We start from the raw sequence: 25,076 nt of genomic DNA, 5'->3' as shown, positions 1-25,076 counted from the left end.
TGGGTTGCCTGTTCACTCATTGTCGTCGTTCCTCGATTCGGGTGGCGCCGCTGCCTAGCGTTGATGGCCGGTATGCAGTTTCCGCTCCAGGTACTGGCTGTAGCGCGACATGCTGAAGCAGAAGATCCAGAACATGAACGCGGCGAACACGTAGCCCTCCAGGGCGAAGCCCAGCCAGCGGGAGTCGGACAGCGCCGCCTGGACGATGCCCAGCAGGTCGAAGAGCCCGATGATCATCACCAGGGTGGTGTCCTTGAACAGCGAGATGAAGGTGTTGACGATCCCGGGGATCATCATCTTCAGCGCCTGGGGCAGCACGATCAGCCCCATGCGCTGCCAATAGCCCATCCCCAGCGCCGCGGCGGCCTCCTCCTGCCCCCGGGGAATCGCCTGCAGCCCCCCGCGAATCACCTCCGCCATGTAGGCGCTCTGGAACAGGGTGATGCCGATCAGCGCCCGCACCAGGCGGTCGACGCTGACCCCGGTGGGCAGGAACAGCGGCAGCATCACCGAAGCCATGAAGAGGATGGTGATCAGCGGCACGCCGCGCCAGAACTCGATGAACACCACGCAGAAGCTCTTGACGATGGGCATCTGCGAGCGGCGCCCGAGGGCCAGCAGGATGCCGATGGGCAGGGCCGCCACCATCCCCACCACGGCCAGGATCAGGGTCAGCATCAGCCCGCCCCAGCGGTGGGTCTCCACCAGCCGCAGGCCGAAGTGGCCGCCGTAGAGCATCACGTAGGCGAACACCGGGAAGGCCAGCAGGGTCGCGATGGCCACCCAGCGCTTGAAGGGCAGCCGCGGGATCGCCAGCCAGGCGATCAGCACCGCGAAGCCGGCGAAGACGATATTCACCCGCCACAGCTCATCGCGGGGGTAGAGCCCGTAGATGAACTGGGTCAGGCGGGCGTTGACGAACACCCAGCAGGCGCCCTCCCGTGAGCAGTCGTCGCGGCTGGTGCCGATCCAGTCGGCGTCGATGATCGCCCACTGGATCGTCGGCGTCAGCAGCACGTAGAGCAGGTAGAGGCCCACCAGGGTGAACACCGTGTTGACCGGGCCGCTGAACAGGTTGGCGCGCAGCCAGGCCAGGGGGCCCACGGTGCGGATCGGCGCCGGCCGCGCCTCGATCATCTTGTCGTTGTGTGTCATGGCGCCTCTCCTAGCGTTCCACCAGCGCCACGCGGGCGTTGAACCAGTTCATGAACATCGACACCAGCAGGCTGATGGTGAGGTAGACCGCCATGGTCATGGCGATCACCTCGATGGCCTGCCCCGTCTGGTTGAGGGTCGTGCCGGCGAACACCGAGACCAGGTCCGGGTAGCCGATGGCGGTGGCCAGCGAGGAGTTCTTGATCAGGTTGAGGTACTGACTGGTGAGCGGCGGGATGATCACCCGCAGCGCCTGGGGCACCACCACCAGCCGCAGCACCAGCCCCTGGGGCAGGCTCAGCGCCTGGGCCGCCTCGGTCTGGCCGTGGGGGATCGCCTGGATGCCCGAGCGCACGATCTCGGCGATGAACGAGGCCGTGTAGATGGAGAGCGCCAGCCACAGGGCCAGGAACTCCGGGATCACCGTGATGCCGCCGCGGAAGTTGAAGCCACGCAGCTCCGGCACATCCCAGGTCACCGGCACCCCGGTGGCGACCAGCACCGCGAGCGGCAGGCCGACGATCAGTGCCAGGGATATCCAGCCCGCCGGCAGGCGCCGGCCGGTGGCCTCGTGGCGGCGTCGGTTCCAGATCACCAGGGCGATGCTGGCGACCACGGCGACGGCCAGGGCCAGCGGGATCAGGCCGAAGCCGGACTCGAAGAGCGGCTCCGGCAGAAACAGGCCGCGCACGTTGAGGAACACCGCCTCGCCCAGGGAGATGCTGTCCCGGGGGCTCGGCAGGGCGCGCAGCACGGCGAAGTACCAGAAGAAGATCTGCAGCAGCAGCGGGATGTTACGGAAGATCTCGATGTAGCCGCTGGCCAGCCGTGCGATCAGCCAGTTGGGCGACAGCCGGGCGATCCCCACCGTGAAGCCGATGATCGTCGCCGCCAGCACGCCGAGGGCCGAGACCAGCAGGGTATTGAGCAGCCCGACCAGGAAGGTGCGGCCGTAGGTGCTCTGGGAGGAGTAGTCGATCAGGCTCTGGACGATGCCGAAGCCCGCGGTGTTATTGAGGAAGCCGAAGCCGGTGGTGATGCCTCGCTGGGCGAGGTTCGCCTGGGTATTGCCGATGATGAAGATCAGGAAGGCCGCGACGGCGGCCACCAGCAGCAGCTGGAAGATCAGCGCCCGCTTGGCACGGTCGCGCCAGAACGGCGGCCTGGGGCCCGCCGGCCGGGCCTGGGGTCTTGTGGACATGGGGAAGGTCTCCGCCTGGATCCGTCAAGCAGCGTGCGGGACCGCCGGCCCGGGATCCCCGGGGCGACGGTCGGGTCGGTGCCCCGGCACCGGGCGGCACCGGGGCAGGCCACTCAGCGGATCGGCGGGGCGTACTGGATGCCGCCCTCGGTCCACAGGGCGTTGATGCCGCGCTCGATCTCCAGCGGGGAGCCCATGCCGACGTTGCGGTCGAAGGTCTCGCCGTAGTTGCCCACCTGCTTGATGATGTTGTAGGCCCAGTCGGCGGAGAGCCCCATGCCCTCGCCGTAGTTGCCGTCCTGGCCGAGCAGGCGCGCGACGTCAGGATCCTCGGACTCGAGCATCTCGTCGACGTTGTCCTGGGTGATGCCCATCTCCTCGGCGTTGAGCATGGCGAACAGCGACCACTTGACGATGTTGAACCACTGGTCGTCGCCCTGACGCACCACCGGGCCCAGCGGCTCCTTGGAGATGATCTCCGGCAGGATCATGGAGGCGTCCGGCTCGGCGAGCTGGATGCGCAGCGCCGCCAGCTGGGAGGTATCGGAGGTCAGCACGTCGCAGCGGCCCGCCTCGTAGCCGCCGACGGTCTGCTCGGAGGTGTCGAAGACGATGGGGTCGAACTCCATGTCGTTGGCGCGGAAGTAGTCGGCCACGTTGAGCTCGGTGGTGGTGCCGGACTGCACGCAGATCGCCGCGCCGTCGAGCTCCTTGGCGCTCTCGATGCCCATGTCGCGGTGGATCATGAAACCGATGCCGTCGTAGAAGGTCACGCCGGTGAAGTTGAGGCCCAGGGTGGTGTCGCGGGTGGTGGTCCAGGTGGTGTTGCGGGAGAGCACGTCCACCTCGCCGGACTGCAGCGCGGTGAAGCGCTCCACGGCGTTGAGGGACACGTAACGCACCGCCTCGGAGTCGCCGAACACCGCGGCCGCCACGGCACGGCAGACGTCGACGTCCAGGCCCTGCCACTCGCCCTCGTCGTCCGGGGCCGAGAAGCCCGGCAGGCCATCGCTGACGCCGCACTGCACGGCACCACGGTCGCGGGTCTCGTCGAGGGTGGAGGCCTGGGCGACGGAGGTGGCCGCGAAGGCCATGGCGCCGGCGGAGGCCAGCAGGAGCAGCTTGTTGTTATTCAGCATGGGGATCTTCCCTCGCATCTTGGAGTGTTGTTCGTGTTGTCACGCATGCCCGCAGCATGCGCGCTGACTGCAGCAAGGATCATTCCATATCCGCCGGGTGCCAGGAATCCTGCGCTTTCAACGCTGCCGGGGGAGTGGAATCCCCGCCCCGATGACGCTGCCACGGCGCCGCCCTGGCGCACGGCAGGGCCCCGCGGCACCATGGCGGTGCGTCCATTGCGCCGAACGCGAGGCGCCCCGCGGCCGGTCTCGGCAGCGGGGCGCAGGGGGGTAGCCGGCGGGACTCTCGCGGCTCAGGGCCGCGGCCAGAGTCCCCGCCGCAGCAGGTGGAGCAGCACCACCGCGAAGGCGGCGCCGAGGGAGTTGGCGAGGATGTCGGCCCAGTCGCCGCCGCTGCGCCCCGGCACCGGGACCTGGGCAACTTCGATGGCGATGCCGAAGAGCACGGCGGCCAGGAAGGCACGCGGCAGGCGCACCCCGGCCAGGCCGATCAGCCCGGCCAGGCCGGCGTAGCCGACGAAGTGGTTGAGCTTGTCCCAGGGCAGGTTCGAGGGCATCTCGCTGCCCGGCGTCAGGCTGCCCAGGGCGATGGCCAGCGCCCCCAGGACGGCCAGCGCCGCCCACAGGCGGCGCCGGTCATGCAGGCTTTTCAGCCGGTTCCGCCAGGCCTCGTCAGCCATGCTGGATCCGGCGGTGGTAGGCCGGGCTCAGCTCATGCAGCGCCTCCATGAAGGCGGTGACGTTGTCGGGGTCGGTGAACTGGCTGATGCCGTGGCCCAGGTTGAACACGTGCCCGGGGCCGGCGCCGTAGCTGTCGAGGATGCGCGCCACCTCGGCACGGATCGCCGACGGGCGGGCGAACAGCACGTTCGGGTCCAGGTTGCCCTGCAGGGCCACCTTGTGGCCGACCCGGGCGCGGGCGTCGGCGAGCTCGGTGGTCCAGTCGATGCCCACGGCATCGGGGCCCGCCAGGGCGATGTCCTCGAGCCACTGGCCGCCGTTCTTGGTGAACAGGATCACCGGCACGCGCCTGCCGTCGTGGTCGCGGATCAGGCCGGCGACGATCTGCTCCATGTAGCGCAGCGAGAACTCCAGGTAGGCGGGAGTGGAGAGCGCCCCGCCCCAGGTGTCGAAGATCTGCACCGCCTGGGCGCCGGCACGGATCTGGGCGTTGAGGTACTCGGTGACCGCCGTGGCCAGGGTGTCGAGCAGGTCATGCATCACGCTGGGCGTGTCGTAGAGCATGGTCTTGACGTGGCGGAAGTCCTTGCTGGAGCTGCCCTCGACCATGTAGGTGGCCAGGGTCCAGGGGCTGCCGGAGAAGCCGATCAGCGGCACCCGGCCGTTCAGCTCGCGACGGATGGTGGAGACCGCGCGCATCACGTAGTCCAGGTCGCGCTCGGCGTCGGGCACGGCGAGCGCCGCCACGTCCTCGGCGCTGCGCACCGGCTTGCGGAACTTGGGTCCCTCGCCGGTCTCGAAGTAGAGCCCCAGCCCCATGGCATCGGGGATGGTGAGGATATCCGAGAAGAGGATCGCCGCATCCAGCGGGTAGCGCTCCAGAGGCTGCAGGGTGACCTCGCAGGCCAGGTCCTGGTTGCGACAGAGGTCCATGAAGTTCCCGGCCTCGGCGCGGGTGGCGCGATACTCCGGCAGGTAGCGGCCGGCCTGGCGCATCATCCATACCGGGGTGCGGTCCACAGGCTGACGCGCCAGGGCGCGCAGAAAGCGATCGTTCTTGAGTTCCATGCAGGCGGTCATCCACGGGAAATGTGGGCCATATTGTACCCGATCATGGCGCCTGGGGCTGCGGTCGTGAGCCCGGCGCGGCTTCCTGCTAGAATAGGCCCCCACCCGCCGGCATCGCCCTGCCGTGGTCAAAGAAGGGCCTGACACCGAGGTACCCCGTGACGATCCGATTCATCGCCGCCTCCCGGCTGCCCACCCCCTGGGCCACCTTCACCATGCATGGCTTCGAGGATGAGGCCACCGGCAAGGACCATATCGCCCTGACGCTCGGCGACGTCGCCGATGGCGAGCCGGTGCTGGGGCGGGTCCACTCCGAGTGCCTGACCGGCGATGCGCTGTTCTCGATGCGCTGCGACTGCGGCTACCAGCTGCAGGAGGCGCTGAAACGCATCGCCGAGGCGGGACGCGGGATGCTGCTCTACCTGCGCCAGGAGGGACGCGGCATCGGCCTGCTCAACAAGATCCGCGCCTACCACCTGCAGGACCAGGGCGCCGACACCGTGGAGGCCAACGAGCGCCTCGGCTTCGGTGCCGACCTGCGCCGCTATGACCTCTGCGTGCCGATGCTCGAGCACCTTGGCGTCGCATCGCTTAGACTGATGACTAACAACCCGCGCAAGGTCGAGGCCCTGACCAGCGCCGGCGTGCGCGTTGTTGAGCGGGTCCCGCTGACCACCGGCCTGAACCCCCACAACGAGCAGTACCTGTCCACCAAGGCCGGCAAGCTTGGCCACATGATGGCGCTGGGCGACTTCACCCAGGCTAGCGACGTAGACATCGAACGCAAGCCCTGAGGAGGGGAGCCCTTCCCGCCATCGGGGCAACCCCCTGACGGGGGAGGAGGCCCGATGAACCGCCCATTACGTGAACCGGAGACTCCCTTCAGCGTCGCCGAGGAGTGGCTGCACAGCATCAGCCATGGCATCGGCGCGGTGCTGAGCCTGGCGGGGGCCACGGTGCTGCTGGTGATGGCCAGCCTGTCTGCCCAGATCGACCCCTGGAAGCTGGCCGGGATCGGCCTCTACGGCACCAGCCTGGTGCTGCTCTACACTGCCTCGACGCTCTACCATGGCGTTCGCCATCCGCGCCTCAAGCGGCTGTTCCAGCTGCTGGACCACTGCGCCATCTACCTGCTGATCGCCGGCACCTACACGCCCTTCCTGCTGGTCAACCTGCGCGGGCCCACCGGCTGGACGCTGTTCGCCGTGGTCTGGACCCTGGCGCTGGGGGGCATCGCCTGCAAGCTGCTCTGGCCCCACCGCTTCGCGGCGCTGCGCGTGGGGATCTACCTGCTCATGGGCTGGCTGATCCTCTTCGCCGGCGGCGAGATGGCCGAGCGGCTGTCCGCCACGGGCATCGCCCTGCTGGTGGCCGGCGGCCTCACCTACACCCTCGGCGTGCTCTTCTACGCCATCCGCGCGATCCCCTTCAACCACGTCATCTGGCACCTGTTCGTGCTGGGCGGCAGCGCCTGCCACTACTTCGCGGTCTATACCGCCGTGCTGCCCTACGGCGCCTGACCCCGGACAGTCGACCGCCCCGTCTCCCCTTCGAGGGAGACGGGGCGGCAGGGCGGCGTCGGCCGCTGGAGGCGAGGAGCGCTCAGGGCAGCCGGGCGCGGATCGCCGCTTCGATGCCTTCGGCATCCAGGCCGCATTCGGCCAGCAGTTCGGCAGGCTTGCCGTGCTCGACGAAGGCGTCGGGCAGCCCCAGGTTGAGCACCTCCGTCTTCACGCCCTCGGCGGCCAGCAGCTCGTTGACCGCGCTGCCGGCGCCGCCAGCCACCACGTTCTCCTCCAGGGTCACCAGCAGGTCGTGGTCCGCGGCGGCGGCCAGCACCGCCTCGCGGTCCAGCGGCTTGATGCTGCGCATGTTGAGGTGGCTGGCATCCAGCGCCTCGGCCACCCGCACCGCCGGCGTGTTGAGGCTGCCGAAGGCCAGCAGGGCGACCCGGCGGCCCGGCTCGGCGCTGCCCTCGCGGCACACCTGGGCCTGGCCGATGGCGATGGGCGCCAGGTGGGCGGGGATCTCGACCCCGGGGCCGGTGCCCCGGGGATAGCGCACCGCGGCGGGGCCGGGGTGGTGATAGGCGGCGCTCAGCATGGCGCGGCACTCCGCCTCGTCGGCCGGTGCCAGCACCACCAGCCCGGGCACGCAGCGCAGGTAGGAGAGGTCCAGGCTGCCGTGGTGGGTGGGGCCATCCTCGCCCACCAGGCCGGCGCGGTCGATGGCGAAGGTGACGTCGAGCGCCTGCACCGCCACGTCGTGGATCAGCTGGTCGTAGCCGCGCTGCAGGAAGGTCGAGTAGATCGCCACCACCGGCTTCATGCCCTCGCAGGCCATGCCGGCGGCCAGGGTCACGGCGTGCTGTTCGGCGATGGCCACGTCGAAGTAACGCTCCGGGTACTCCCGGGAGAAGCGGATCAGGTCGGAGCCCTCGCGCATGGCCGGGGTGATGCCGATCAGCCGCGGGTCGGCGGCGGCCATGTCGCACAGCCAGTCGCCGAAGACGTTGCAGTACTTCTTCTTCGGCGGGGAGGGCGGGCTTGCCGGCGGCCTGACGGGCTTGAGCGGCGGCGGCACCTCGCCGTTCTTCTCGAGCTTGGTGATGGCGTGGTAGCCGATGGGGTCCGCCTCGGCGGGCAGGAAGCCGCGCCCCTTGCGGGTCTTGACGTGCAGGAACTGGGGCCCCTCCAGGTCGCGCATGTTGCGCAGGGTCTGCACCAGCAACGGCAGGTCGTGGCCATCGATGGGACCGATGTAGTTGAAGCCCATCTCCTCGAAGAGCGTGGCCGGGCTGATCATGCCCTTCATGTGCTCCTCGGTGCGCCGCGCCAGCTCCAGGGCCCCGGGCAGGTGGGAGAGCACCTTCTTGCCGCCCTCGCGCATGGTGGTATAGGGCTTGCTGGCCAGGATCCGCGCCAGGTAGCTGGCGATGCCGCCGACGTTCTCGGAGATCGACATCTCGTTGTCGTTGAGCACCACCAGAAGGTTGGCGTCCACGTGGCCGGCGTGGGCCAGGGCCTCGAAGGCCATGCCCGCGGTCAGCGCGCCGTCGCCGATCACCGCGCAGACGCGGCGCTGCTCGCCGCAGGCGCGGGCGGCCAGGGCCATGCCCAGGGCCGCCGAGATGGAGGTGCTGGAGTGGCCCACGCCGAAGGTGTCGTACTCCGATTCGGCGCGGCGCGGAAAGGCCGCCAGGCCGCCGTAGTGGCGGATGTTCGGCATCGCCTCGCGGCGCCCGGTGAGAATCTTGTGGGGGTAGGCCTGGTGGCCCACGTCCCATACCAGGCGGTCATGGGGGGTCTCCAGCGCCTGGTGCAGGGCCACGGTGAGCTCCACGACACCAAGGCCGGCCCCGAAGTGCCCCCCGGAGACCCCGACGCTGTAGAGCAGGTAGGCGCGCAGCTCGTCGGCCACCTGCGCCAGCTGCGCGGTGGTCATGGCGCGCAGCGCGGCCGGCGTCTCCAGGGTGTCGAGCAGCGGCGTGGCCGGACGCTCGACGGGAATGTCATCGAACAGCTTCATGGGCTCATCTTGTCGTGTCAGTGGTCACGCTCGATCATGTATCGCGCCAGCGCCGCCAGCGGCATGGCGGGCTCGCCCAGCGGCTCCAGGGCGGCGACGGCCTGCTCGACCAGCTCGGCGGCCCGGCGACGGGCCCCCTCCAGCCCGAGCAGGGCCGGATAGGTGGGCTTGTCCCGGGCGGCATCGGCCCCGGAGGCCTTGCCCAGGGTGGCGGTATCGCCGGTGACGTCGAGCACGTCGTCGTGGATCTGGAAGGCCAGGCCGATGGCCCCGGCGTAGGCCCCCAGGGCCGCCAAGCGCGGGTCGGCCTCGTCCACCGCCACCAGGCCACCCAGGCGCACGGCCGCACGAATCAGCGCGCCGGTCTTGTGGCCATGCATGGTGGCCAGGGCCTCGACATCGGGGTGGCCGCCCACGGCGGCGAGGTCCAGCGCCTGGCCGGCCACCATGCCGTCGCGGCCGGCGGCCTCGGCCAGGGCAAGGGTCAGCGCCGGGAGCCGTGGATGACCGGCCCGCGCCAGCACCTCGAAGGCCAGCGCCTGGAGGGCATCGCCGGCCAGGATCGCCGTGGCCTCGTCGAAGGCACGGTGCACCGTGGGCTGGCCGCGGCGCAGGTCGTCGTCGTCCATGGCCGGCAGGTCATCGTGGACCAGGGAGTAGGCGTGGACCAGCTCGATGGCCATGGCCGGGGCGTCGAGGTCGGCGGCTTCCGCGCCCAGGGCGCGGCCGGCGGCATAGACCAGCACCGGGCGCAGCCGCTTGCCCCCCACCAGCACGCCGTGGCGCATGGCGGCGTCGAGCCGGGGCGCGGGCGCCGCGCGATCGACAAAGAGCGCCTCCAGCCCGGCATCCACCCGGGCTCGGTCCGCGGCCAGGCGGGCCGCCAGGGTGTCAGCGCTCACCGTCATCCTCCGCCGGCGGGGCGGCGAAGGGCTCGAGCTCGACGCCCCCGTCCGGCCCCTCGGTGAGGGTCCGCACCTTGAGCTCCGCCTCGTCGAGGCGGCGCTGGGCGTCGCGGGTCAGCCGCACGCCCTCCTCGAAGGCGGACAGCGAGCCCTCCAGCGACAGCTCGCCGGACTCCAGCCGCTCCACCAGCTGCTCCAGCCGCTCGACGGTGGCGGCGAAGTCCATCGTGGCCGCCTCGCCGGCCTGGGGGCCGTCCGGCCGCTCGTTGCGCTCTGCCATGGTTGTGTCTGCCACGATCCTCGGGTCGGTGGGGATTGCCGAAAGGCGACAGTATACACGCTCCCCCCCGGGGGTCGTCTGCCCCGGCACCGCATCGGCGAACATGCATGCACTTCATCATGGCGCGCAGCATTTTCATCCTGGCTCATCCGACGCCTGTGGTAGAATCGGCGCCCTCTCACCTTACCTGACACTGCATGCGGCTCGCGCCGAAAGGGGTTGATTCGACCATGGCCAAGACGTCCCTGGAAAAGAGCAAGATCAAGATCCTGCTGCTCGAGGGGATCCACCAGAGCGCGGTGGACAATTTGCACAACGCGGGATACACCAACATCGAGCGCCTGCCCACCTCGCTGGACGAGGCGGCGCTGATCGAGAAGATCCGCGATGTCCACTTCATCGGCATCCGCTCGCGCACCCAGCTCACCGAGCGGGTCTTCGCCGCCGCCGAGAAGCTGGTGGCCGTGGGCTGCTTCTGCATCGGCACCAACCAGGTCGACCTCAACGCGGCCCTGGTACGCGGCATCCCGGTGTTCAACGCCCCCTACTCCAACACCCGCTCGGTGGCCGAGCTGGTGCTGGCCGAGGCGATCATGCTGCTGCGCGGCATCCCCGAGAAGAACGCCCGCGCCCACCGCGGCGGCTGGCTGAAGTCGGCGAAGAACTCCCATGAGGCCCGCGGCAAGACCCTGGGGATCGTCGGCTACGGCAGCATCGGCTCGCAGCTCTCGGTGCTGGCCGAGTCGCTGGGCTTCGACGTCATCTACTATGACGTGGTGACCAAGCTGGGCATGGGCAACGCCCGCCAGGTGGCCAGCCTCGACGACCTGCTGGCCCGCGCCGACGTGGTCAGCCTGCACGTGCCCGAGCTGCCCTCCACCAAATGGATGATCGGCGCCGAGCAGATCGCCCGCATGAAGGAGGGCGGCATCCTGATCAATGCCTCCCGCGGCAGCGTGGTAGTGATCGAGGCCCTCGCCGAGGCCCTCGCGGCCGGCCGCCTCAACGGCGCCGCCATCGATGTCTTCCCGGTGGAGCCCAAGGGCAACGACGAGGAGTTCGTCAGCCCGCTGCGCGGCATGGACAACGTGATCCTGACCCCCCACGTGGGCGGCTCCACCCTGGAGGCCCAGGAGAACATCGGCATCGAGGTCTCCGAGAAGCTGATCACCTACTCCGACAACGGCACCACCGTCACCTCGGTCAACTTCCCCGAGGTCGCCCTGCCGGCCCACCCGGACAAGCATCGCCTGCTGCACATCCACGACAACGTGCCGGGGGTGCTCTCCGAGATCAACCGGGTGCTCTCCGAGAATGACATCAACATCTCCGGTCAGTACCTGCAGACCAACGAGAAGGTCGGCTACGTGGTGATCGACGTGGACAAGGCCTATGGCCCCCAGGCCCTCGAGGCCCTGCGCCAGGTCGAGCACACCCTCAAGGTCCGCGTGCTCTACTCCGAGACCAACAGCGCGGCGTAACCCCCCTCGCCGCCGCACCGCCCGGGGCCGCCGTGTCGCCACGACACGGCGGCCCTTCGCGTCCGGACCTCCCCGGCCCAATCGGCACGCCTCCCCTCCTTTGGTCGCACCCCGCACGACAGCGCCGCCACAGGCGCTAGGCTGACGTCTGCCGAACCGACCGGAGAGACCGATGACCGACCCGACCGCCCCCGTGCTGCGCCAGGACCACGACGGCGTGACCACCCTGACCCTCAACCGCCCCGGAAGCTTCAACGCCCTCTCCGAGGAGATGCTGGAGGCCCTGCAGGACGAGCTGGCACGGCTGGCCGACGACGGCGGCGTTCGCTGCGTGGTGATCGCCGCCGAGGGGCGAGCCTTCTGCGCCGGCCACGACCTCAAGCAGATGCGCGACAACCCCGACAAGGCCTACTACCAGACCCTGTTCGCCCGCTGCGGCGCGGTGATGCAGGCCATCGTCGAGCTGCCGGTACCGGTCATCGCCCGGGTCCAGGGGCTGGCCACCGCCGCCGGCTGCCAGCTGGTGGCCAGCTGCGACCTGGCGGTGGCCGCGCGCTCGGCGCGGTTCGCCGTCTCCGGTATCAACGCCGGGCTGTTCTGCTCTACCCCGGCGGTGGCGCTGTCGCGCAATGTGGCCCGCAAGCGCGCCATGGAGCTGCTCTTCACCGGCGAGTTCATCGACGCCGAGACCGCCCGCGACTGGGGACTGGTCAACCGGATTGCCGACGACGAGGCCCTCGACGCCGCCGTGGCCGAGCTCACCACCAGCATCTGCGCCAAGAGCGCGGTGGCGGTGCGCACCGGCAAGGCGATGTTCCAGCGCCAGCTGCAGATGCCGCTGGACGAGGCCTACGCCTTCGCCGGCGAGGTGATGGCCTGCAATATGATGGCCGAGGACGCCGGCGAGGGCATCGACGCCTTCATCGAGAAGCGTGCCCCGCAATGGCGGGACCGCTGAGGCGCCTGCCACGGGCAATGGAAGCCATTTCCGCAACCGAGACAGGGCCGTGGCGACACGGTATCCTGTCCGCTGGCGTACCAACGCGGCACGAGGAGAGACCGGGTGAGTGAAGTCAAGCGCAGGACGGCGGGCCGCCCCGCCGGATCAGGGAAGTCGGCCAGCGGCCACAGCCAGTCACTGGTGCGCGGGCTTAACCTGCTCGAGCGCCTGGCCGCCAGCCCCGGGGGCCTGGCGCTCTCCGAGGTGGCCGAGCAGGCCGACCTGGCGCCCTCGACGACCCATCGCCTGCTGCAGGCACTGCAGAGCCAGGGCTTCGTTACCCAGGACAGCGAGCTCGGCGTCTGGAAGATCGACGTCAAGACCTTCCGCATCGGCAACAGCTTCCTCGAGGCCCGCGACTTCGTGGCCACCAGCCGCCCCTTCCTGCGCCGCCTCACCGCCCTGACCGGCGAGACCGCCAACCTGGGCATCCGCGACGGCGGCACGGCGGTGTTCCTCGCCCAGAGCGAATCGTCGCAGATGATGCGCATGATCACCCGGCTGGGCTCCCGCGCCCCGCTGCATGCCTCCGGGGTGGGCAAGGCGCTGATGGCCTGGCTGCCGGACGACGAGTTCGAGCGCATCCTCGCCGAGCAGGGCCTCGCCCGGGTCACCGAGAACACCCTGCACACGCCGGAGACCCTGCGCGAGGGAATGGCCGAGATCCGTCGCCAGGGCTTCGCCTGCGACCGCGAGGAGCACGCCATCGGCCTGCAGTGCGTGGCCGCCTGCATCCACGACGAGCACGGCATCCCGCTGGCCGCCATCTCGGTCTCGGGGCCCAAGGCACGCATCCCCGAGTCGCGGCTCCCCGAACTCGGCGAACTGGTGCGCACCACCGCCACCGAGATCACCGCCCTGCTGGGCGGGCGGGTGCCGGAACCGCCCGCCTCCCCGGGGCCATGACGCGTCTCGCCTGCCGGCTGCCCCTGCTGGCCGGGGCGGTGTTGCTCACCGCCACGGCCCAGGGCGACCTGCTCCCGCAGGGAGATCGGGTCATCGACGCGGCGCAGTCACTGGTATGGCAGCGCTGCAGCAAGGGGCAGGCCTTTGCCGACGAACGCTGCCAGGGGACAGCCACTCGGATGACCTTCCTGGAGGCCCGAGCCGAGGCCAGGGCCCGGCACAGCCGGGCGTGCCCCTGGCGGCTCCCCCGCTTCCACGAGCTGAACGCGCTGCGCCAGCCGAACCCCGCCGAGCACGGAAAGGCGATCGATACCGTCGCCTTTCCGGACACCCCGGCCGGCTGGTACTGGACCGACGCCAGCGCCGGCGGTCACTCCCAGCAGGACTGCTTCGTGGACTTCGCCGGGGCGGGCAGGACCCGCTGCAACATGGGCGGCAGCTTCTACCTCAGGCTGGTGATGGATCATGACGTCGAGGCGCCTTCCCCCACCTGCCGCACGCCCTGAGCGCCTCCTCCGATGGCACGAGGCAACCTGATACGTTTCCTGTGGTAAAATCCTGGGCAACCGTAACATTCGGCTGCCATGGCCCGGACGCCCTCGAGGCGAGGGCCCTTCGCAACTCCTGTAGAGAGGGAACCGGTTCGTATCATGTCATCCGCCACCGAATGCGTCTCCGCCCTCATCGATGACTTCCAGCAGCGCCGCCCGATCCGCGCCGGCTCGCTGATCATCACCGTCTACGGCGATGCCATCGTGCCCCGCGGCGGCACCGTCTGGCTGGGCAGCCTGTCGAAGCTGGTGGAGCCGATCGGCATCAACGAACGGCTGGTGCGCACCTCGGTCTACCGCCTGACCCGGGAGACCTGGCTGCAGGGGGAAAAGGTCGGCCGGCGCAGCTACTACAGCCTGAGCGGGCCGGGGCGACGCCGCTTCGAGCAGGCCTTCAAGCGCGTCTACCACGGCGCCCAGGCGCCCTGGTCGGGCCAGTGGACCCTGGTGCTGCTGAGCCAGCTGGACAGCACCCGCCGCCAGAAGGTGCGCGACGAGCTCGAGTGGCTGGGCTTCGGCCACTTCGCCCCGGGCCTGCTCGCCCACCCCATGCTCGGCCGCAGCGAGGCCATGGCCGCCCTCCAGGAGCTGGGCGCCGCCGACGAGGCCATCGTGCTGCAGACCGAGGCCCTGGAACCCCTGGCCAGCAAGCCGCTGCGCCTGCAGGTGCGCGAGAGCTGGAACCTCGACGAGCTGGCCGAGCACTACCAGCGCTTCCTGACCCTGTTCCGCCCGCTGTGGAAGGCGCTCAACGAGGAGAACCACCTCGACGAGGAGGCCTGCTTCATCGCCCGCACCCTGCTGATCCACGAGTATCGCCGGGTGCAGCTGCGCGACCCCCAGCTGCCCGACGAGCTCCTGCCCACCGCCTGGGAGGGGCGCAACGCCCACCAGCTGTGCCGCAACATCTACCGCATGATCTACCGCCGCGCGGAGAACTGGCTCGACCGCCACCTGGAGACCGCCGAGGGCCCGCTGCCCGCCCCCGGCCCCAGCTTCTACCGGCGCTTCGGCGGGCTGGAGTAGGGCCTTTTGGCCGGCGCCTGCGCCCGGCCGACCCCACACGAGAACGCCCCCTGCCATGGCTCATGGCAGGGGGCGCTTGCGTTGTCACCGCCGGCAACGCCGGCGTGTCCCGTCACCTCATGACCGGTTCTGCTGGCCCAGGGTCTGCTGCTTGGGCTGGGTATCGCCGGCGTTCAACCTCGGCCGGTCGGCCTCCAGCTCGGCCAGCGGCTCGCAGGGCTCCAGGCTGTCGCGGCAGCGCTCGGTCAGGCGCTGGTACTCGCGGGTGCCCTGCTGCTTCCAGGCCACCTCCTGGTCGGAGAGCTCGCGCTTGACCGCAGCCGGCGCGCCCATCACCAGGGACTGGGGCGGGCACTCGAAACCGGTCTTGACGAAGGCCGCCGCGGCGACGATGGAGCGGGCGCCGATCACGGCGTTGTCCATCACCACGGCGTTCATGCCCACCATGGCGTCCTGGCCCACCACGCAGCCGTGCAGCACCGCGCCATGGCCGATATGGCCATCCTTCTCCACCCGGGTGACGCAGCCGGGGAAGCCGTGCATCACGCAGGTGTCCTGGAGGTTGGCTCCCTCCTCCAGCACCAGCTGGCCGAAGTCCCCGCGCATCACCGCGCCGGGGCCTACGTAGCAGCCCGGGCCGACGATGACGTCACCGATCAGCACCGCGGTGGGGTGTACATAGGCGGTGGGGTGCACCACCGGGGTGACCCCCTCGAGTCGATAGCAGGGCATCTCGTGTCTCCTCAGTCAGGCTGGCCGTGGCGACGGCTCTGCACCACCACGAAGCGACGGGCCACGAAGGCCTGGTCGCACAGGGAAGCGTTGGCCGCCGGGTTGCCGCCGGTGGCGTGGAAGTCGCTGAAGGCGGCGGACTGGTTGACGAAGACGCCGCCGTCCAGATTCAGCGACAGCGGGGCCGCCACCGCCATGGCCAGCTGCTCGAACTGCTCGGCCACGGCCTCGTCGGTGGTGTAGGCACCCAGGGTGATGGCCCCCTTCTCGCCGATCACCTCGCGGGCGAGCCGGATGCTGTGGGCGGTGCTGTCGGTGGCGATCACGAAGCTGATCGGGCCGAAGCGCTCCTCGCCGAAGGCGTCGCGCTGGCTGGCATCCACCTTGAGCAGCAGCGGGGTGTGGATGCGCGCCCGGGGGAACTGGGCGTGCTCGCGGGGCTCGCTGTCCAGCAGCACCTCGCCCAGGCCGCGGCACGCGTCGATGCGGGCGGCGGTGGCGGGCGACTGGATGGCCCCCAGCACGGCGCAGGCACGGTCGTTGTCGGAGAGGAACGTCTCGACGGCCCTGGCCAGGGCGCCGGCCACCTCGTCGAAGGAGAGCCGGCCCTCGGCGGTCCTGATGCCCTCCTTCGGCACGTAGATCGCCTGGGGGGTGGTGCACATCTGGCCGGCGTAGAGGCTCAGGGCGAAGGCCAGGTTCTGGGCCACCGGCTTGATCTGCTCGACGCTGTCGATGATCACGGTGTTGATGCCGGCCTTCTCGGTGAAGACCTGGGCCTGGGTGGCGTTCTGCTCGAGCCACTCGCCGAAGGCGTTGGAGCCGGTGAAGTCAATCAGCTTCACGGCCGGCTCCAGAGCCAGCGTCTTGGTCACCGGGGCCTCGGCGGTATCCGGCACCAGGCTGACCAGGCAGGGGTCGAAACCGGCCTCCTCGAGTACCTCCTGGGCGACCCGGGCGGTCATGGCCACCGGCAGGATGGCGGCCGGGTGCGGCTTGAGGATCACCGGGTTGCCGGTGGCCAGGCTGGCGAACAGGCCCGGGTAAGTGTTCCAGGTGGGGAAGGTGGAACAGGCCACCACTAGGGAGATACCGCGGGGCACGATGTGGTAGCGCTTGTCGAGCACCAGGGGGTCATGCTTGCCCTGGGGCTTCACCCACCTGGCCGTGGCCGGCACCCGGGACATCGCCTGCCAGGCGTAGGTCACGGCCTCGAGGCCGCGGTCCTGGGCGTGGGGGCCGCCGGCCTGGAAGGCCATCATCGGCGCCTGGCCGCTGGTGTGGGTCACCGCCTGGGCGATGTCCGGGCTCATGGCGTTCAGGCGCGCCAGGATCTCCAGGCAGACCCCCACCCGGGCCTCGGCGCCGGCGTCGCGCCAGGCGGGCATCGCCGCCTGCATCGCCGCGATCAGCGCGCCCTGCTCGGGCTGGTCATAGGTCACGCCCAGCTCGAAGCCGTAGGGAGAGACCTCGGCACCCACCTGGCCGGCCACCGCCGGCACCTTGAGGGGGAAGGGCCGCCTGAGCAGGGCCTCGAAGCGCCGGGAGGCCCCCTTCACCGCCTCCTCCGGATACTTCCTGATGTTCTCGGGATAGGGGCTCCAGAAACCGCGGGCGGTAATGGCCTCGACGGCCTGGTCGAGGGTCTCGCGGTGACGGTCGAACAACTGCTGGGCTTGTCGTGACATTCCGGCTCCTGCGCAGCGGGAGGCTGTATTCGATACGATATTGATAGAAAGACTATCCATAGCGTAACAAAACATCAAACCCCGACTCGCAACGCCCGCTCCCGGGCGCTCGGGACAAGCCATAAAGTTTTATTAATATCAAATAGTTAGTGTATATTACCGCGTCACCATCGGCGGGTTTCGACCATGGTATAACCTCGCCTCACGGGCGGGCGATTTGCCGTCACAACCTCCTGAAAAACAAGCCGAATCCTAAGGACTTTCGGCATAAACGATACATCATGGCGAATCCATTCGATTTGATGCGTATCAAAAAAAACCTATACTCGACCCAGGCTCACCCGCACTGACCGCGGGCCCTTGCCGTGCCTACCCCGTGCCGAAGACGAGGACACCATGCCGAATCACCTGATCGTCGAGGAGCCGCAGAGAGGGGTGCTGCGCATCACCCTGCATCGCCCCGAGGCGCTTAACGCCCTCAACACCGCCCTGCTGGGGGAGCTGGCCGAGACACTCACCACCGCCGAGCAGGACCCCGAAGTGCGCGCCGTGGTGATCACCGGCAGCCAGCGCGCCTTCGCCGCCGGCGCCGACATCAAGGAGATGGCCGAGCGCGACCTGGTGGGCATCCTTGAGGACCCCCGCCAGCGCCACTGGGCCACCATCGCCCGCTTCGGCAAGCCCATCGTCGCCGCCGTCAACGGCTTCTGCCTGGGGGGCGGCTGCGAGCTCGCCATGCACGCCGACATCCTGATCGCCGGCGAGGACGCCCGCTTCGGCCAGCCCGAGATCAACCTGGGCATCATGCCCGGCGCCGGCGGCACCCAGCGCCTGGTGCGCGCCGTGGGCAAGGCGCTGGCCACCCAGATGGTGCTCACCGGCGAGCCGATCTCCGCCCGCCGCGCCCGGGAGGCGGGCCTGGTCAGCGAAATCACCCAGCCCGAGCTGACCGTGGAGCGCGCCATCGCCATCGCCGAGACCATCGCCACCAAGGCGCCGCTGGCCGTGCGCCTGGCCCGGGAGGCGCTGCATAAGGCCGAGGACACCGACCTGGCCACCGGCCTGCGCTTCGAGCGCCACGCCTTCACGCTGCTGGCCGGTACCGAAGACCGCGAGGAGGGCATCCGCGCCTTCCAGGAAAAACGCCCCGCCACCTTCAGCGGCCACTGAACACAGGAAATCGATCATGAGTGAAGCGCCCCTGCTCTACACCGTGGAAGACGGCGTCGCCCGCCTCACGCTGAACCGCCCCGACAGCCTCAACAGCTTCAACGCCGAGCTGCACGCCGAGATGCGCCAGGCCCTCAAGGCCGTGCGCCAGGACAGCAGCGTGCGCGCCCTGCTGCTCACCGGCAACGGCCGCGGCTTCTGCGCCGGCCAGGACCTCTCCGACCGCAACGTGGCCCCCGGCGCCGAGGCGCCGGATCTCGGCGAGTCCCTCGAGAAGCGCTACAACCCCATGCTGCGCGCCCTGCGCGACCTGCCCTTCCCCACCGTCTGTGCGGTGAATGGGGTGGCCGCCGGCGCCGGTGCCAACATCGCCCTGGCCTGCGACATCGTGCTGGCGGCCCGCTCCGCCAGCTTCATCCAGGCCTTCTGCCGGATCGGCCTGGTGCCGGACTCCGGCGGCACCTGGAGCCTGCCGCGCCTGGTGGGCATGGCCCGCGCCAAGGGGCTGGCCATGCTGGGCGACAAGCTCAGCGCCGAGCAGGCCGAGCAGTGGGGCATGATCTGGAAGGTGGTGGACGACGAGGGCCTGCAGGACGAGGCGCTCACCCTGGCCCGCCACCTGGCCACCCAGCCGACCCGCGGCCTGGCGCTGATCAAGCGCGCCCTGCACGCCAGCGCCGACAACGACTTCGACGCCCAGCTCGATCTGGAGCGCGACCTGCAGCGCCTGGCCGGCCGCACCGCCGACTACCGCGAGGGCGTCGCCGCCTTCATGGAGAAACGCCAGCCCAGTTTCAAGGGGGAGTGAGATGCCCACCTACGAATCCTGCCTCGCGACCGGCGCCGGGCACCGCCGCCCGAAACAAGACCGCGAGGGCGTCAGCGCCTTCATGGAAAAACGCCAGCCCAGCTTCAAGGGGGAGTGAGATGCCCGCCCTCGCAACCCGCGACATCATCGCTGTGATCGGCGCCGGCGCCATGGGCGCCGGCATCGCCCAGGTGGCGGCCCAGGCCGGCCACCCGGTGCGCCTCTACGACAACCGTGACGGCGCCGCCCAGGCCGGCATCGACGGCGTGCGCCGCCAGCTCGAGAAGCGCGTGGCCCGGGGCAAGATGGCCCAGGCAGAGGTCGACGCCATCATCGCGCGGATGACCCCGGCCGCCACCCTGGCCGAGCTGGCCGACAGCCGCCTGGTGGTAGAGGCCATCGTCGAGAACCTGGAGGTCAAGCGCGGCGTCTTCGCCGAGCTGGAGGCCCTCTGTGGCCCCGACACCCTGCTGGCCAGCAACACCTCCTCGCTCTCCATCACCTCCATCGCCGCGGGCTTCGAGCGCCCCGAGCGCGTGGCCGGCCTGCACTTCTTCAACCCCGCGCCGGTGATGAAGCTGGTCGAGGTGATCTCGGGCCTGGCCACCGATGCCGAGGTCGCCGAGACCCTCCATGCCACCGCCGCGGCCTGGGGCAAGGTGCCGGTCCACGCCAGCTCCACGCCGGGCTTCATCGTCAACCGGGTCGCCCGCCCCTTCTACGCCGAGGGGCTGCGCCTGATGCAGGAGGGCGCCGCCGCCCCCGCCACCCTGGACGCCCTCTTGCGCCAGGCCGGCGGCTTCCGCATGGGGCCCTTCGAGCTGATGGACCTGATCGGCCACGACGTCAACTACGCCGTGACCCGCTCGGTGTTCGACGCCTACTACGGTGACACCCGCTTCGAGCCCTCCCTGGTGCAGCAGGCGCTGGTGGAGGCCGGCCGCCTGGGTCGCAAGAGCGGCCAGGGCTTCTATGACTATCGTGACAATGCCACCTCCGTCGCGCCCGACTTCGCCCCCGCCATCGAGGCCGAGGTGCCGCCGCTGGTGGCCGAGGGCCAGCTCGGCGCCATCGCGCCGCTGGTGGCCCGCGCCGAGGCCGCCGGTGTCGAGGTGGTGCGTCGCGAGAGCGTCTCCGGCGAGGCGCGCCTGCGCCTGGGCGGCCTGACGCTCGCGCTGAGCGACGGTCGCTGCGCCGCCGAGCGTGCCCGGGACGAGGGCCTCGAGGCCCTGGTGCTGTTCGATCTCTGCCTGGACTACGAGGCCGCCAGCGCCATCGCCCTGGCGGCGAGTCCCGGCGTCGACGCCGAGGCCCGCGAGCAGGCCAGCGCGCTCTTCCAGCGCCTGGGCCTGGACGTCGCCTGGCTCACCGATACCCCTGGCCTCGCGGTGCTGCGCACCGTGGCCATGCTGGCCAACGAGGCCGCCGACGCGGTGCTCCAGGGCGTGTGCAGCACCCGGGACGGCGATCTCGCCATGCAGGCCGGCGTCAACTACCCGCGCGGGCCGCTGGCCTGGGCCGATGCGCTGGGCCTGGCCTTCGTCCATCGCACCCTGACCCACCTGCAGCAGAGCTATGGCGAGGAGCGCTACCGCGCTTCCTTCCTGCTGCGCCGCAAGGCCCTGGCCGAGGAGACCTTCCATGACTGATCGCGATCTGAGCCCCCAGCAGCTGGCCGAGGCCTGCGCCGACGCCATGTTCTCCCGTGACAACGCCAGCCGGGGCCTGGGCATGCGCATCGAGAGCGTGGCCCCGGGGCGCGCCGTGCTGACCATGACCGTGCGCGAGGAGATGGTGCAGGGCCACGGCAACTGCCACGGCGGCTTCATCTTCACCCTGGCGGACTCCGCCTTCGCCTTCGCCTGCAACAGCTATGACGAGGCCACCGTGGCGTCGGGCTGCAGCATCGACTACCTGGGCCCGGGCCAGCTGGGCGACGTGCTCACCGCCACCGCCGAGGAGCGCAGCCGCCGCGGCCGCACCGGCATCTACGACATCACCGTGCGCAACCAGCACGGCGATGAGGTCGCCCTGTTCCGCGGCCGCTCCTACAAGATCCGCGGCACCGTTCGCCGCCTGGAAGAGACCGCCGCAGAGAGCCAAGCATGAAAGACGCCCTGATCATCGACGCCATCCGCACCCCCATCGGCCGCTACGGCGGCGCCCTCTCCCCGGTACGTCCCGACGACCTGGGTGCCGTGCCCCTGCGCGCCCTGATGGCGCGCAACCCCTCGGTGGAGTGGGCCCGGGTCGACGACATCTTCTACGGCTGCGCCAACCAGGCCGGCGAGGACAACCGCAACGTGGCCCGCATGTCGGCGCTGCTGGCCGGCCTGCCGGTGGAGGTGCCCGGCACTACCCTCAACCGCCTGTGCGGTTCCGGCATGGACGCCATCGGCAACGCCGCCCGCGCCATCAAGGCGGGCGAGGCGGGGCTGATGATCGCCGGCGGCGTCGAGTCCATGTCCCGGGCGCCCTTCGTGATGGGCAAGGCCGAGCAGGCCTTCTCGCGCAGCGCCGAGGTCTTCGACACCACCATCGGCTGGCGCTTCGTCAATCGCCAGATGAAGGCGCAGTTCGGCATCGACTCCATGCCGGAGACCGCCGAGAACGTCGCCGAGCAGTTCAACATCTCCCGGGAAGACCAGGACGCCTTCGCCCTGCGCAGCCAGCAGCGCACCGCCGCCGCCATGGAGGCGGGCCGCCTGGCCGAGGAGATCGTGCCCGTCGAGGTGCCGCGCCGCAAGCAGGCGCCGCAGGTGGTCGATACCGACGAGCACCCCCGTGCCTCCACCACCCTGGAGCAGCTGGCCAAGTTGCCCACCCCCTTCCGCGAGGGCGGCAGCGTCACCGCCGGCAACGCCTCCGGGGTCAACGACGGCGCCTGCGCCCTGCTGCTCGCCTCGCCGGAAGCCGCCGAGCGCTTCGGCCTCCGGGCACGCGCCCGGGTGATCGGCATGGCCACCGCCGGCGTCGAGCCGCGCATCATGGGCTTCGGCCCGGCCCCGGCCAGCCGCAAGGTGCTCGAGCAGACCGGCCTGACCCTCGACCAGATGGACGTGATCGAGCTCAACGAGGCCTTCGCCGCCCAGGCGCTGGCCGTGACCCGCGACCTTGGCCTTCCCGACGACGCCGAGCACGTCAACCCCAACGGCGGCGCCATCGCCCTGGGCCACCCGCTGGGCATGAGCGGCGCCCGCCTGGTGACCACCGCCCTGCATGAACTGGAACGCCGGCAGGGACGCTACGCGCTGTGCACCATGTGCATCGGCGTGGGTCAGGGCATCGCCCTGATCATCGAGCGCCTCTGAGACAGCGCACAACAACATTCCCCTGCGACCGGAGATTCCCGATGAACCAGACCGTGAAGCGTATCGACACCGCCAGCCTCGACCCCCTGGAGACCGCCAGCCTCGACGAGCTGCGTGCCACCCAGGTGAAGCGCCTGCAGTGGAGCCTCAAGCACGCCTACGACAACGTGCCCTTCTATCGCGACTCCTTCGACCGCGCCGGCGTGCACCCCGAGGATGTCAAGAGCCTCGAAGACCTGGGCAAGCTCCCCTTCACCACCAAGGCGGACCTGCGCGATCACTACCCCTTCGGCATGTTCGCCACGCCGATGAGCGAGATCGTGCGGGTCCACGCGTCCAGCGGCACCACCGGCCAGCCCACCGTGGTGGGCTACACCCAGCGTGACATCGACATCTGGGCGGATGTGGTGGCCCGCTCCATTCGCGCCGCCGGAGGCACCCGCAACGACAAGGTGCATGTGGCCTACGGCTACGGCCTCTTCACCGGCGGGCTCGGCGCCCACTACGGCGCCGAGCGCCTGGGCTGCGCGGTGATCCCGATGTCCGGCGGCCAGACCGAGAAGCAGGTCCAGCTGATCCGCGACTTCCAGCCGGACATCATCATGGTCACCCCCTCCTACATGCTCAACATCGCCGACGAGATGGAGCGCCAGGGCATCGACCCTCACCAGCTGCCGCTGCGCGCCGGCATCTTCGGCGCCGAGCCCTGGACCAACGACATGCGCCTGGCGCTGGAGCGGCGCCTGGGCATCGACGCCCTGGACATCTACGGCCTCTCCGAGGTGATGGGGCCGGGGGTAGGCATGGAGTGCCTGGAGACCAAGGATGGCCCGACCATCTGGGAGGATCATTTCTACCCCGAGATCATCGACCCGGTCACCGGCGAGGTGCTGCCGGACGGCGAGTATGGCGAGCTGGTCTTCACCACCCTCACCAAGGAGGCACTCCCGGTGATCCGCTACCGCACCCGCGACCTCACCCGCCTGCTGCCGGGCACTGCACGCCCCATGCGCCGCATCGACAAGATCACCGGCCGCAGCGACGACATGCTGATCATCCGCGGGGTCAACGTCTTCCCGACCCAGATCGAGGAGCAGCTGCTCAAGATCGAGCAGCTCTCCCCCCACTACGAGATCGAGGTCACCCGCCAGGGCAACATGGACATGGTCCGGGTACGCGTCGAAGCGTGCAGCAACGATGTGGCCCGCGACCCGGTGACCTGCGAGCAGCTGGGCAAGCACCTGCAGCACGCCATCAAGACCTACGTGGGCATCAGCACCCAGGTCGATGTCTGCGGCGTGGAGGAGGTCATGCGCTCCGTCGGCAAGGCCAGGCGCGTCAAGGACCTGCGCTGATCGACAATTGCGACACAGATTAAACTTTTGGATCTTGTTTAGCGTGTCGCTTTTACGGTCTATCTGCTATGCTGAGCTGACAGCTCGAGCAGCACAGGCTCAACCCCAACAATGGAGAGTGTCACGATGTCCTCCGAACAGCAGCTATCTCTTCAAGAACAGCAGTTTATGGACAAGATCAAGGCTGAAGAGAAGATCGAGCCCAAGGACTGGATGCCCGAGAAGTACCGCAAGAACCTGATACGCCAGATTTCCCAGCATGCGCATTCCGAAGTCATCGGGATGCAGCCGGAGGGCAACTTCCTCACCCGGGCCCCCTCCCTGCGCCGCAAGGCGATCCTGCTGTCGAAGATCCAGGATGAGGCGGGTCACGGGCTCTACCTCTACAGCGCGGCGGAGACCCTGGGGATCTCCCGCGACGAGATGATCGAGGCACTGCAGAGCGGCCGGGCCAAGTACGCCTCCATCTTCAACTACCCGGCCCTGACCTGGGCCGACATGGGGGCGATCGGCTGGCTGGTGGATGGCGCGGCCATCGTCAACCAGGTCTCCCTGCAGCGCACCTCCTATGGCCCCTACTCTCGCGGCATGATTCGCATCTGCAAGGAAGAGAGTTTCCACCAGCGTCAGGGCTACGACATCATGCTGAGCCTGGTCAACGGCAGTCCCGAACAGAAGGCCATGGCTCAGGATGCCCTGAACCGTTTCTACTGGCCCGCGCTGATGATGTTCGGTCCCCACGACTCCGAGTCTGCGCACTCCGCCAAGTCCATGGAGTGGAAGATCAAGCGCGAGACCAACGATGACCTTCGCCAGAAGTTCATCGACCAGACCGCGTCACAGATCGAATTCCTGGGGCTCGAGCACCCCGACAAGGACCTGAAGTGGAACGAGGAACGCGGCCACTACGACAGCGGCGAGATCGACTGGGAGGAGTTCCATAACGTGATCGCGGGTAACGGTCACTGCAACCGTCAGCGCCTGGAGCATCATATCAAGGCGCACCAGGAAGGCGCCTGGGTGCGTGAAGCGCTGGCTGCCTACAATGCCAAGAAACAAGCCAAGCACACCGAAGCCGCCTGAGGAGTTAT

At 69.5% G+C, this 25,076-nt stretch carries 24 protein-coding genes; 14 read left to right on the top strand and 10 right to left on the bottom strand.

What is annotated here, in order from left to right:
- Positions 1–54: 54 nt before the first annotated feature.
- The 5 genes from NFC98_RS00460 to hemE form a co-directional block, all read right to left on the bottom strand.
- Positions 55–1,155, bottom strand: a complete 1,101-nt coding sequence (locus NFC98_RS00460; protein ID WP_254276317.1) for an amino acid ABC transporter permease — start codon at positions 1,153–1,155, stop codon at positions 55–57.
- Between the two features lie 10 nt (positions 1,156–1,165).
- Positions 1,166–2,356, bottom strand: coding sequence for an amino acid ABC transporter permease (locus NFC98_RS00455; RefSeq protein ID WP_254276316.1), 1,191 nt, complete (start codon positions 2,354–2,356; stop codon positions 1,166–1,168).
- 113 nt (positions 2,357–2,469) lie between these two features.
- Positions 2,470–3,495 (bottom strand): amino acid ABC transporter substrate-binding protein, encoded by a 1,026-nt coding sequence (locus NFC98_RS00450; RefSeq protein ID WP_254276315.1) that lies wholly within the window; start codon positions 3,493–3,495, stop codon positions 2,470–2,472.
- Between the two features lie 293 nt (positions 3,496–3,788).
- The gene (locus NFC98_RS00445; RefSeq protein ID WP_254276314.1) at positions 3,789–4,175 is read right to left on the bottom strand and encodes a VanZ family protein; all 387 of its coding nucleotides are present in this window, start codon (positions 4,173–4,175) and stop codon (positions 3,789–3,791) included.
- Entirely contained in the window at positions 4,168–5,244 is a 1,077-nt protein-coding gene (gene hemE, locus NFC98_RS00440; protein WP_254276313.1) for a uroporphyrinogen decarboxylase, read from the bottom strand. The genes NFC98_RS00445 and hemE overlap by 8 nt, the downstream gene beginning before the upstream one ends.
- Before the next feature lie 158 nt (positions 5,245–5,402).
- Here hemE and ribA point away from each other — a divergent pair, with 158 nt between their 5' ends.
- Entirely contained in the window at positions 5,403–6,038 is a 636-nt protein-coding gene (ribA, locus tag NFC98_RS00435) for a GTP cyclohydrolase II (RefSeq protein WP_254276312.1), read from the top strand.
- 54 nt (positions 6,039–6,092) lie between these two features.
- Complete coding sequence (locus tag NFC98_RS00430) at positions 6,093–6,764, top strand: hemolysin III family protein (protein ID WP_254276311.1); 672 nt, start codon at positions 6,093–6,095, stop codon at positions 6,762–6,764.
- A gap of 82 nt (positions 6,765–6,846) precedes the next feature.
- On the opposite strand, the gene dxs is transcribed toward NFC98_RS00430, so the two are convergent.
- Genes dxs through NFC98_RS00415 form a run of 3 tightly spaced genes read right to left on the bottom strand, consistent with a single transcriptional unit; the run spans position 6,847 to position 9,957 of the window.
- Positions 6,847–8,772 (bottom strand): 1-deoxy-D-xylulose-5-phosphate synthase, encoded by a 1,926-nt coding sequence (gene dxs, locus NFC98_RS00425; RefSeq protein ID WP_254276310.1) that lies wholly within the window; start codon positions 8,770–8,772, stop codon positions 6,847–6,849.
- Positions 8,773–8,789: 17 nt separating this feature from the next.
- Positions 8,790–9,680, bottom strand: coding sequence for a farnesyl diphosphate synthase (locus tag NFC98_RS00420; protein ID WP_254276309.1), 891 nt, complete (start codon positions 9,678–9,680; stop codon positions 8,790–8,792).
- Positions 9,664–9,957: an exodeoxyribonuclease VII small subunit gene (locus tag NFC98_RS00415; RefSeq protein WP_183330854.1), complete on the bottom strand. Its 294-nt coding sequence runs from the start codon at positions 9,955–9,957 to the stop codon at positions 9,664–9,666. The genes NFC98_RS00420 and NFC98_RS00415 overlap by 17 nt, the downstream gene beginning before the upstream one ends.
- Positions 9,958–10,187: 230 nt before the next feature.
- On the opposite strand from NFC98_RS00415, the gene serA reads away from it, so the two are divergent.
- The 5 genes from serA (at position 10,188) to paaX (ending at position 14,921) form a co-directional block, all read left to right on the top strand.
- The gene (serA, locus tag NFC98_RS00410; RefSeq protein ID WP_254276308.1) at positions 10,188–11,438 is read left to right on the top strand and encodes a phosphoglycerate dehydrogenase; all 1,251 of its coding nucleotides are present in this window, start codon (positions 10,188–10,190) and stop codon (positions 11,436–11,438) included.
- Positions 11,439–11,610: 172 nt separating this feature from the next.
- A complete protein-coding gene (locus NFC98_RS00405; protein ID WP_254276307.1) occupies positions 11,611–12,396 on the top strand; it encodes an enoyl-CoA hydratase in 786 nt (261 codons plus the stop codon).
- Positions 12,397–12,501: 105 nt separating this feature from the next.
- A complete protein-coding gene (locus NFC98_RS00400) occupies positions 12,502–13,344 on the top strand; it encodes an IclR family transcriptional regulator (protein ID WP_254276306.1) in 843 nt (280 codons plus the stop codon).
- Positions 13,341–13,850: a DUF1566 domain-containing protein gene (locus NFC98_RS00395; RefSeq protein ID WP_254276305.1), complete on the top strand. Its 510-nt coding sequence runs from the start codon at positions 13,341–13,343 to the stop codon at positions 13,848–13,850. The genes NFC98_RS00400 and NFC98_RS00395 overlap by 4 nt, the downstream gene beginning before the upstream one ends.
- A gap of 144 nt (positions 13,851–13,994) precedes the next feature.
- On the top strand, positions 13,995–14,921 hold the full coding sequence (gene paaX / locus NFC98_RS00390) for a phenylacetic acid degradation operon negative regulatory protein PaaX (protein ID WP_254276304.1): 927 nt from the start codon (positions 13,995–13,997) through the stop codon (positions 14,919–14,921).
- Positions 14,922–15,038: 117 nt separating this feature from the next.
- Here paaX and paaY read toward each other — a convergent pair whose 3' ends face one another.
- Both paaY and paaN read right to left on the bottom strand, forming a co-directional pair.
- Positions 15,039–15,653 (bottom strand): phenylacetic acid degradation protein PaaY, encoded by a 615-nt coding sequence (gene paaY / locus NFC98_RS00385; RefSeq protein ID WP_254276303.1) that lies wholly within the window; start codon positions 15,651–15,653, stop codon positions 15,039–15,041.
- A gap of 11 nt (positions 15,654–15,664) precedes the next feature.
- Complete coding sequence (gene paaN, locus NFC98_RS00380; protein WP_254276302.1) at positions 15,665–17,341, bottom strand: phenylacetic acid degradation protein PaaN; 1,677 nt, start codon at positions 17,339–17,341, stop codon at positions 15,665–15,667.
- A gap of 396 nt (positions 17,342–17,737) precedes the next feature.
- On the opposite strand from paaN, the gene paaF reads away from it, so the two are divergent.
- The 7 genes from paaF to paaA all read left to right on the top strand — a co-directional run bounded on the left by paaF (position 17,738) and on the right by paaA (position 25,068).
- Entirely contained in the window at positions 17,738–18,511 is a 774-nt protein-coding gene (gene paaF / locus NFC98_RS00375) for a 2,3-dehydroadipyl-CoA hydratase PaaF (protein WP_254276301.1), read from the top strand.
- A 16-nt stretch (positions 18,512–18,527) separates the two neighbouring features.
- On the top strand, positions 18,528–19,319 hold the full coding sequence (paaG, locus tag NFC98_RS00370; RefSeq protein WP_254276300.1) for a 2-(1,2-epoxy-1,2-dihydrophenyl)acetyl-CoA isomerase PaaG: 792 nt from the start codon (positions 18,528–18,530) through the stop codon (positions 19,317–19,319).
- Positions 19,320–19,438: 119 nt separating this feature from the next.
- On the top strand, positions 19,439–20,968 hold the full coding sequence (gene paaH / locus NFC98_RS00365) for a 3-hydroxyacyl-CoA dehydrogenase PaaH (RefSeq protein ID WP_254276299.1): 1,530 nt from the start codon (positions 19,439–19,441) through the stop codon (positions 20,966–20,968).
- Positions 20,961–21,428: a hydroxyphenylacetyl-CoA thioesterase PaaI gene (gene paaI, locus NFC98_RS00360; RefSeq protein ID WP_254276298.1), complete on the top strand. Its 468-nt coding sequence runs from the start codon at positions 20,961–20,963 to the stop codon at positions 21,426–21,428. The genes paaH and paaI overlap by 8 nt, the downstream gene beginning before the upstream one ends.
- A complete protein-coding gene (pcaF, locus tag NFC98_RS00355) occupies positions 21,425–22,630 on the top strand; it encodes a 3-oxoadipyl-CoA thiolase (RefSeq protein WP_254276297.1) in 1,206 nt (401 codons plus the stop codon). Before paaI ends, pcaF begins: the two co-directional genes overlap by 4 nt.
- Positions 22,631–22,671: 41 nt before the next feature.
- On the top strand, positions 22,672–23,985 hold the full coding sequence (gene paaK, locus NFC98_RS00350) for a phenylacetate--CoA ligase PaaK (protein ID WP_254276296.1): 1,314 nt from the start codon (positions 22,672–22,674) through the stop codon (positions 23,983–23,985).
- A gap of 168 nt (positions 23,986–24,153) precedes the next feature.
- On the top strand, positions 24,154–25,068 hold the full coding sequence (paaA, locus tag NFC98_RS00345) for a 1,2-phenylacetyl-CoA epoxidase subunit PaaA (protein WP_254276295.1): 915 nt from the start codon (positions 24,154–24,156) through the stop codon (positions 25,066–25,068).
- Positions 25,069–25,076: the final 8 nt, after the last annotated feature.

Origin of the sequence: Halomonas sp. 3H, from assembly GCF_024206005.1 — a bacterium.
Classification (GTDB): domain Bacteria; phylum Pseudomonadota; class Gammaproteobacteria; order Pseudomonadales; family Halomonadaceae; genus Halomonas; species Halomonas campaniensis.
Note: the sequence above shows the minus strand (reverse complement) of the source record. Positions and strands in the feature narration are given on the sequence as shown.